Raw genomic sequence first — 9,093 nt, 5'->3', positions numbered from 1 at the left:
GTCCCATGGGCCGCGGGGGGACAGGGGGTGCGCCGGGGGGAACGGGCCTGCCGGCACCGGGGCGGGGGCCCGGCGTCGGGCGGGGATCGGACGCGGGGGGAGGTCCTGCGGGGGGCGGACCGGGGGTGGGACGGGGATGCGGTGGTACGCCGGGGGGGCGTCCACCCACACCGGACCGAGAGTCAGTCACCGCACTCCTCCGCTGGGTTCACTGGATGGCACATCGTCGGATCGATCACTCGGCGGCGGACCGCCGCCGCTCCTGCCGGCGACGGCCGCCGGTGTCTGTCGTGCCGCCGGTTCCCATGACGTAGGACAGGACCAGATGGTTCCAGCTGCACGTGCGGCATACCTCCACGACGTACACGGAGAAATCGGGGTGAAGGTTCGCGAGCTGCTCGATCTCCTCGGGTTTGCGGGCCGAACCGGCCGCGTGCTTGAGACTCTCACCGAAGATCCATGAGACCAGGGTGAGCTGCTCCTTGCGGCAGACCGGGCAGGTCTGCTCGCTGGCCTCGCCGTGGAACCGGGCGGCGCGGAGCAGGTAGGGACTGGCGTCGCAGACCTCGGCCACCCCGACCCGACCGGCGTGGACATCGGCGAGCAGCGCCTTGCGCTGCAATGCGTAGTCGACCACCTGTCGCTGGGTGCGCACCGGATCAGGGTACGCGGACGGTCATCGGCGCGACCCGGAACGCCCCACCGACGGGTGAGGGGCCGGGGTGACCGGGGTCTCGTCGCCGTGCGCTGATGTATCGGCTCGATATAGTGGAGCGGTCGATCGTCGCGATCCGTCGGGAGGAGGGGTCCGTGCTGGAGCTGGCGATTCTCGGGCTTCTCCACGAGGCCCCCGTGCACGGCTACGAGCTGCGCAAGCAGCTCGGCCTGCGGCTCGGTGGCTTCCGGGTCTTCTCCTACGGGTCGCTCTATCCCGCCCTGCGCCGGCTCACCCGGGCGGGCCTCATCGTCGAGGACCCGGAACAGCCTCCCGAGGCGGCCACGTGGTCCCGGCGGGGCAAGCGCGTCTACCGGATCACAGCGGAGGGCAAGGAGCGGTTCGCCGAGCTGCTCTCCGAGTCGGGCCCCCAGGCCTGGGACGACGACGGGTTCGGCGTGCACCTGGCCTTCTTCTCCCGCACGCCCGCCGAGGCTCGCATGCGCATCCTCGAGGGCCGCAGGCGGGCTGTAGAGGAACGGCGGGAGGGGCTCCGCTCGACGCTGGCGAAGGCCGGGGAGCAGATCGACCGCTACACGCGCGAGCTGCACCAGCTCGGGCTCGACACGAGCGAGCGCGAGGTGCGCTGGCTCAACGAGCTGATCGCGAGCGAACAGGCCGAGCAGCGCGAGACCACCGGCGACGACGCCGGCAACCCATGACCAGCCAGCCATGAACAAGCAGGACGAGAAAGAGGAGCCGACCATGACCGAGGTCCGAGTCGCTGTTGTCGGCGTCGGGAACTGCGCGTCGTCCCTGGTGCAGGGCGTCCAGTACTACGCCGACGCCGACCCCGCCGCCCGTGTCCCGGGGCTGATGCACGTCGACTTCGGCGGGTACCACGTCCGGGACATCACGTTCGTCGCCGCGTTCGACGTCGACGCCAAGAAGGTGGGCCAGGACCTCTCGGAGGCCATCGGCGCCAGCGAGAACAACACCATCAAGATCGCCGACGTGCCGCCGCTCGGCGTGCCGGTGCAGCGCGGCCACACGTTCGACGGGCTGGGCCGCTTCTACCGCGAGACGATCACCGAGTCCGACGAGACGCCGGCGGACGTCGTGCAGGTGCTGCGCGACACCCGCGCCGACGTGCTCGTCTCCTACCTCCCCGTGGGCAGCGAGGAGGCCGACAAGTTCTACGCGCAGGCCGCCATCGACGCGGACGTGGCCTTCGTCAACGCGCTGCCGGTGTTCATCGCCTCCGACCCGGTGTGGGCCGAGAAGTTCAGGGCCGCGGGCGTGCCGATCGTCGGCGACGACATCAAGAGCCAGGTGGGTGCCACCATCACCCACCGCGTGCTGGCGAAGCTCTTCGAGGACCGCGGCGTGCAGCTCGACCGCACGATGCAGCTCAACGTGGGCGGGAACATGGACTTCCTGAACATGAAGGAGCTCGAGCGGCTGGAGTCGAAGAAGATCTCCAAGACGCAGTCGGTCACCTCGCAGGTCGACCGCGACATGGGCAAGGACAACGTGCACATCGGGCCGTCGGACTACGTGGCGTGGCTCGACGACCGCAAGTGGGCCTACGTGCGCCTCGAGGGCCGCGCGTTCGGCGACGTGCCGCTGAGCCTGGAGTACAAGCTCGAGGTCTGGGACTCGCCCAACTCGGCCGGCATCATCATCGACGCCGTGCGCGCCGCCAAGATCGCCAAGGACCGCGGCATCGGCGGCCCGATCCTCTCGGCGTCGAGCTACTTCATGAAGTCCCCGCCCGAGCAGTACGGCGACGACGTGGCCCGCGATGCCGTGGAGGCGTTCATCCGCGGCGAGAAGTAGCGGCGAACAGTAGTCGCCCGACCACACTCCGGCCCCGACCGTGGCGCTTGCCACAGTCGGGGCCGTTGTCGTCTCACCGGTCGTTGCCGTGGAAATTTCCTTCGTTCCTGCAACCTTTCCGAAACAGGCGCGGTCCTTCCGGATCGCAAACACTTTCACTCTTTCGAACCAATAACGGTTCGATATCGTCATCACTGGCAGCCCAGGTCACCCGGCTGCAGCACATCACGGTGCAGGATCATTGAACACAATCGATGTGATTCGACTTTCCGGGCCGGCACAGCGGTGAGAACGCTCACCGTTTACCGGTATCGCATTGAGACGTTGGTCATGTGTTTCGGAGAAATGTATTCGTAATGTGGTCGACGGCCCTGCGATCACCGCCGTTCACCAGGAGCGGCGGGCGCCGGGTCACCGTCGGCGTCGGACGGGGTGTGGTGCGGCCGGTACGTCGAGGCCGCACGTCGTCGCCCCCGTCTCCCCACCGGGTGCTCCCCCGAGCCCCGGTGGTCGACCTGCGGTGCTCACCCCGAGGACCCTGAGTGCCCAAGCACCTCCCCGCTCTCGCGGCTCGTGCCGCGGTCGTGGCCACCATCACGACCGCTGCCGCCTTCGCCGCCGTCCTGCCCTCCACCACCATGGCGGCCGCACCGGCAGCGGCCCCCGCGCAGTCGGTCTCCATCCCCTCCGTGTTCCTGCCCCAGGCTCCCGCCCCCGCGGTGGCCCCCGTCGTCAGCACGCCGGTCGCTCCGGCCGCACTCGCCACCCCCGCGGCGCCCGGCGCCCTGACGCTGTCGGCCATGAAGGTCGCGCTCGGCAAGATCGGGTCCCCGTACCGCTGGGGCGCCGCCGGCCCGAACGCGTTCGACTGCTCCGGCCTGGTCAAGTACTCCTTCGCGCAGATGGGCATCTCGCTGCCCCGCACCAGCCGCGCGATGTCGAGGATCGGCACTCCCGTCTCGAAGGCGAACCTGAGGCCCGGTGACCTCGTGTTCTTCTACACGCCGGTCAGCCATGTCGCGATCTACATCGGCGGCGGCAAGGTCGTGCACGCCAGCACGTCCAGCAGCCCCGTGAAGATCTCGAACCTGAGCGCGATGCCGTTCCACAACGCGCGCCGCGTCTGAGCGGTTCCGCGTCGCGTCCGGTCCCGTCGATCCCCGGGGCCGGGCGTAGCACGTAGAGTCCAGCCGTGACCGAGCCCGATGTCCGTCCCCTCGCCCTGGTCACAGGGGCGTCCCGCGGCATCGGTGCCGCCATCGCCCGCGCACTGGCGCCCGGCTACGACCTCCTGCTCGGGGGGCGCGACACCGCCGCCCTGCAGGCGCTCGCCGACGAGCTCCCCGGCGCCCGGCCGTGGCCCGTGGAGCTCACCGACGCCGCCGCCGTGGCCGAGGCCGTGGGCGGCATCGAACGCCTCGACGCGCTGGTGCACTCCGCGGGCATCGGGCTGCTGGGCACCGTCGCCGAGACCTCGGCCGAAACGTGGCGCCGGCAGTTCGACGTCAACGTCGTCGCCGTCGCCGAGCTCACGCGGCTGCTGCTGCCCGCCCTGCGGGCCGCGCACGGTCGCGTGGTGCTGATCAACTCCGGCTCCGGGCTGACCGCCCGGGCCGGCTGGGCGTCCTACGCCGCGAGCAAGTTCGCCCTGCGAGCCTTCGCCGACGCGCTCCGCGAGGAGGAGGCGCCGCACGGCGTGCGCGTCACGTCGGTGCACCCCGGGAGGGTGGACACCGACATGCAGCGCGACGTCGTGGCCCACGAGGGCGGCACCTACACGCCCGCGTCCTACCTGCGGGCCGAGTCCGTCGCCGGGGCCGTGCTGCTCGCCGTCACCGCGCCGCCCGACACCGCCCTCACCGAGCTCGTGCTGCGGCCCGCCGGCGCCTGACCCGTCGCACCCACCGTTCGACCGACACCCGGACCCCGCACTCCCTACCGTCGGGAAACGGACACGACCGGCCCCACCCGCGCCTCGGACGCCGACCCGAGCGCACCGCCGAGCGGCTGCGGTCCCGGAGCGGGCTGCGCCGGGCACGCCGTGGCGTCGCGGGGTCGACGCCGGTGATCGAACCGTCGCCGGAGGGCACAGCCGGTGGGTAGGCTTCGGGAATGCTCGATCCGGCGTCGGTGGACCTCGACGAGCTGTGCGCGGCCCTCGACGACCACAGCCCGGGCGTCAGCTGGTGGATCGAGACGGCCACGGGGCAGGTCCGGTCGCACCTCGCCGATGTGGGCGGACCGAGCGCCGACGACCTGGCGGCAGGCGGGTGGCGGCGGATCCGGCCCACCGAGTCCTACGAGAGCTACCGCGACATGTCGGAGTTCGTGGCCGCCGTGCACCACCGCCGTGCCGCCGACCTGCTCGACCGTGCCATCACCGGCCGCGGCGCGTTCCGCCGGTTCAAGGACACGCTCTTCGAGTTCCCCGAGCTGCGCGACCAGTGGTTCCGCTTCCGCAACGCCCGCGGGCGGCGCCGAGGGCTCAACTGGCTCGCCGCCGAGGGACTGATCTCGCGCGCCGACGCCGACCGCGCCGCCACCCGTTTCCCCGACCCCACCCAGGAGGACGAGGACGTGCCGGCCGCCGTGGCCGTCGACCTCGGGATCCTCTACGGCGACCGGCTCGAGCAGGTGCTGCTGTTCGGCTCGTGGGTGCGGAGCGAGGAGCCGGGGGAGTTCGACCTCGAGCTGATCGTCGTGCTGGCCGACCTGCTCTCCCCGTGGGAGGAGCTGCACCGCATGGACGACGTGCTGTGGCGGCACACCGAGAGCTCCGGGTTGACGATCACCGCGATCCCCGTGAGCCGGGCGCAGCTCGCCGCTCCTGCCACCCCGCTGCTGATCCGGGCCGCGGCCGAGGCCGTGCTGGTGGCATGAGCCGCGCATGAGTACGGGAATGGCACGGGCGCGCGAGGAGCTGTTCGCCGCCCACCTGCTGGGCACCACCGGCTTCGCCGCGCAGACGGTCGGCCTGGCCTTCCGGGCGGCGCTGGCCGCGGCGGAGGCGACGCTGGTGCTGCTGGACAAACCCTCCGCCGCCGAACCCGCGGCCGTGGTGGCGGCATTCGTCCGGCATGCGGTGCGCGACCGCGGCATGGACCCCGACGCCGGCCGCAGGCTCCGCTCGCTGTACAACCGCGACGTCCAGGCCGCCGCCGACGGCGCGGTGCCCCAGCCCGAGGCCGGGCTGGCCCTGGCCGACGCCACCGTCGTGATCGACGTGGTGGAGGCCTGGATCAAGACCTCGCAGCGGGTGGCGGAGGAACGCGGCCCGAGCCGCAGGCTCCCGCGCCGCCGCTGAGCCCGGCGAACACCGACCTGCTAGACGACCACGTTCACCAGGCGGCCGGGCACCACGATCAGCTTGCGGGGCTCCTTGCCGTCCAGCGCGGCCACAACCTTCTCGTCGGCCAGCACCGCGGCCTTCACCGCGTCCTGGTCGGCGTCGGCGGCCACCGTGATGCGCGAGCGCACCTTGCCGTTGACCTGGATCGGGTACTCGACCGTGTCGGCCACCAGGTACTGCTCGTCGGCGACCGGGAACGGGCCGTGGGCCAGGGAGCCCTCGTGACCCAGCCTCGTCCACAGCTCCTCGGCGATGTGCGGGGTCAGAGGCGCCATCATCAGCACCAGCGGCTCCGCCACCGACCGCGGCACGCCCACGACGCCGTAGACCTTGGTCAGGTAGTTGTTCAGCTCGATCAGCTTGGCCGCGGCCGTGTTGTAGTGCAGCGCCACGTAGTCGGCGTGCACCCCGGCGATGGCCTTGTGCAGGGCGCGCAGCGTGTCGACGTCGGGCTCGGCGTCGGTCACCCGGATCTCGCCGGTGCGCTCGTCCACCAGGTTGCGCCACACCCGCTGCAGGAACCGCTGCGAGCCGACTACGTCACGCGTGGACCACGGGCGGGAGACGTCCATCGGGCCGGTGGACATCTCGTACAGCCGGAACGTGTCGGCGCCGTAGCGCTCGCTCATCTCGTCGGGTGTCACCACGTTCTTCAGCGACTTGCCCATCTTCCCGTACTCACGCTTCACGGGCTGGTTGTTCCACGTGAAACCACTCGCCTCGTCGCCCGTGACCTCCTCGGCCGGGACGTACGTGCCGCGCGCGTCGGTGTAGGCGAACGCCTGGATGTAGCCCTGGTTGAACAGCCGGCGGAAGGGCTCCTCGGAGCTGACGTGGCCCAGGTCGTAGAGCACCTTGTGCCAGAAGCGGGAGTACAGCAGGTGCAGCACCGCGTGCTCGACGCCGCCGACGTACAGGTCGACGCCGCCGGGGTCGTTCTCCCGCGACGGGTCCTTGCCCAGCCAGTACTCCTCGACCTCACGGTCGACGAAGCGCTCGGTGTTCTTCGGGTCCAGGTAACGCAGGTAGTACCAGCAGGAGCCGGCCCACTGCGGCATCGTGTTGGTCTCGCGGCGGTAGTGCTGCACGCCCGACCCCAGGTCGAGGTCCGCGTTCACCCACTCCTCGTTGCGCGACAGCGGCGGCTCGGGCTCGCTGTTCGCGTCGTCGGGGTCGTGGGCGGTGGGGGCGTAGTCGTCGATCTCGGGCAGCTCGACGGGCAGCTGGTCCTCGGGCAGCGCGACGGGCATGCCGTCCTCGTCCCAGACGACGGGGAACGGCTCGCCCCAGTAGCGCTGGCGGGAGAACAGCCAGTCGCGCAGCTTGTAGTGGGTGACGGACTCGCCGGCACCCTTCTCGACCAGCCAGTCGATGATCGCGCGCTTGGCCTCGGTGACGCCGAGGGAGTTCAGGCTGATCTCGTCGTTGGCCGAGTTGATCGCCGGGCCGTCTCCGGTGAAGGCCTCGCCGTCGAAGCCGTCGGACGGCTGCACGGTGCGGACGATCGGCAGGCCGAAGGCCGTGGCGAAGTCCCAGTCGCGCTGGTCCTGTGCCGGGACGGCCATGATCGCACCGGTGCCGTAGCCCATCAGCACGTAGTCCGCGACGAACACGGGGATCTGCTCGCCGTTGACCGGGTTGGTGGCGTACGCGCCGGTGAAGACGCCGGTCTTGTCCCTGTTCTCCTGGCGGTCCAGGTCGGACTTGCGCCCGGCAGCCGCGCGGTAGGCGGCGACGGCCTCGCGCGGGGTGGCCGCGCCACCCGTCCACCGGCTGTCGACGTCCGCGGGCCACTGCTCGGGAGCGATCGCGTCCACCAGCGGGTGTTCCGGGGCCAGCACCATGTACGTGGCACCGAACAGGGTGTCGGGCCGGGTCGTGAAGACCTCGATCGGGCTCTCGACACCCGTGATCGGGAAGCGCACCTGCGCACCCTCGGAGCGGCCGATCCAGTTGCGCTGCATGGCCTTGACCGAGTCGGGCCAGTCCAGGCGGTCCAGGTCGGCGACCAGGCGGTCGGAGTACGCGGTGATCCGCATCATCCACTGCTTCAGGTTGCGGCGGAACACCGGGAAATTGCCCCGGTCGCTGCGCCCGTCGGCGGTGACCTCCTCGTTGGCCAGCACCGTGCCCAGGCCGGGGCACCAGTTGACCGGCGCCTCGGAGATGTAGGCCAGCCGGTAGCCGTCGACCACCGTGCGCTGCTCGACGCGCGTCAGGTCCGCCCAGGCGCGACCGTCCGGCGTCGGGCGGGTGCCGGCCGCGAACTCGGCCTCCAGCTCGGCGATCGGGCGGGCCTTCTCCGCGGCCGAGTCGTACCAGGCGTTGTAGATCTGCAGGAAGATCCACTGCGTCCAGCGGTAGAACTCGACGTCGGTGGTGGCGAACGAGCGGCGCTCGTCGTGAGCCAGACCCAGCTGGCGCAGCTGCGCCTTGTACCGGGTGATGTTGTCCTCGGTGGTCTTGCGCGGGTGCGTGCCCGTCTGCACGGCGTACTGCTCGGCGGGCAGCCCGAACGCGTCGAAGCCCATCGCGTGCAGCACGGTGCGGCCGTTCATCCGCAGGTAGCGGCCCAGCACGTCGGTGCCGATGAAGCCCAGCGGGTGCCCGACGTGCAGCCCCGACCCGGACGGGTACGGGAACATGTCCATCAGGTAGACCTTGCGGCCGGCTCGGTCCGGATCCTCGGCACTGCCGCCCACCGCGTCCGGATCGGCCATGGGGCCCGACGGGTTGGGCGTGTGGAAGGTGCCCTCGGTCTCCCACCGGTCCTGCCAGGTCTTCTCGATCCGGGCGGCCAGCGCGGCGTTGTACCGGAAAGGCAGCGTGTCACCGCCGGTCGTGTCGGATGCGTCGGTGGTGGTGTCCGTGCTCATGTCCCGCTCCTGGTCGTGGGGGCCCGCAGAGAACAAAAAACCCCTCCGCCACAAGGCATGAGGGGTCGCCGCGCCGGCGGTGATCAGCTCGGCGCGGCGTTGCCAAGAAGTCGGCGGGCCACGTTCTCAAGGGTAACGCTGCTGGCCGAGAGGCCGCGATCGGGTTGGCGCGGTGGCGTTCGCCTACCCTGGACCCGTGCCATCGACCCTGCGCCTGATCCTCGGAGCCGTCCTCGTGCTGGCCGGCGTCGTGCTCGTCGTCGTCGCCGTGCTGGGGGCCCGGTCGATGCTGCGCCGCAACCGCTGGGTCGGCGTCCGGACGCCCGCCACGCTTGCCTCCGACGCCGCGTTCGATGCCGGGAACCGGGCGGGCG

Annotated in this window: 8 protein-coding genes; 6 read left to right on the top strand and 2 right to left on the bottom strand. The window is 71.2% G+C overall.

What is annotated here, in order from left to right; all coding sequences use genetic code 11:
• Positions 1-235: 235 nt before the first annotated feature.
• Entirely contained in the window at positions 236-655 is a 420-nt protein-coding gene (locus JWR81_RS05715) for a DUF5318 family protein (protein WP_297647598.1), read from the bottom strand.
• Positions 656-810: 155 nt separating this feature from the next.
• Between JWR81_RS05715 and JWR81_RS05710 the strand changes: the two genes are divergently transcribed.
• The 6 genes from JWR81_RS05710 to JWR81_RS05685 all read left to right on the top strand — a co-directional run bounded on the left by JWR81_RS05710 (position 811) and on the right by JWR81_RS05685 (position 5,798).
• A complete protein-coding gene (locus tag JWR81_RS05710; protein WP_297647595.1) occupies positions 811-1,377 on the top strand; it encodes a PadR family transcriptional regulator in 567 nt (188 codons plus the stop codon).
• 43 nt (positions 1,378-1,420) lie between these two features.
• On the top strand, positions 1,421-2,494 hold the full coding sequence (locus JWR81_RS05705; protein ID WP_297647592.1) for an inositol-3-phosphate synthase: 1,074 nt from the start codon (positions 1,421-1,423) through the stop codon (positions 2,492-2,494).
• 542 nt (positions 2,495-3,036) lie between these two features.
• Positions 3,037-3,621, top strand: coding sequence for a C40 family peptidase (locus JWR81_RS05700; protein WP_297647589.1), 585 nt, complete (start codon positions 3,037-3,039; stop codon positions 3,619-3,621).
• Positions 3,622-3,686: 65 nt separating this feature from the next.
• The gene (locus JWR81_RS05695) at positions 3,687-4,385 is read left to right on the top strand and encodes an SDR family oxidoreductase (RefSeq protein ID WP_297647586.1); all 699 of its coding nucleotides are present in this window, start codon (positions 3,687-3,689) and stop codon (positions 4,383-4,385) included.
• Positions 4,386-4,606: 221 nt separating this feature from the next.
• A complete protein-coding gene (locus JWR81_RS05690) occupies positions 4,607-5,374 on the top strand; it encodes a UPF0158 family protein (protein WP_297647576.1) in 768 nt (255 codons plus the stop codon).
• Positions 5,375-5,381: 7 nt separating this feature from the next.
• A complete protein-coding gene (locus JWR81_RS05685) occupies positions 5,382-5,798 on the top strand; it encodes a hypothetical protein (protein WP_297647566.1) in 417 nt (138 codons plus the stop codon).
• Between the two features lie 20 nt (positions 5,799-5,818).
• Here the strand turns inward: JWR81_RS05685 and leuS are convergent, their stop codons facing one another.
• Complete coding sequence (gene leuS, locus JWR81_RS05680) at positions 5,819-8,719, bottom strand: leucine--tRNA ligase (protein ID WP_297647563.1); 2,901 nt, start codon at positions 8,717-8,719, stop codon at positions 5,819-5,821.
• Between the last annotated feature and the right edge of the window lie 374 nt (positions 8,720-9,093).

It is taken from the genome of Pseudonocardia sp. (assembly GCF_025965585.1).
Lineage (GTDB): Bacteria > Actinomycetota > Actinomycetes > Mycobacteriales > Pseudonocardiaceae > Pseudonocardia.
The sequence above is the reverse complement of the archived record's forward strand: the minus strand, read 5'-3'. Positions and strand labels throughout refer to the sequence as shown.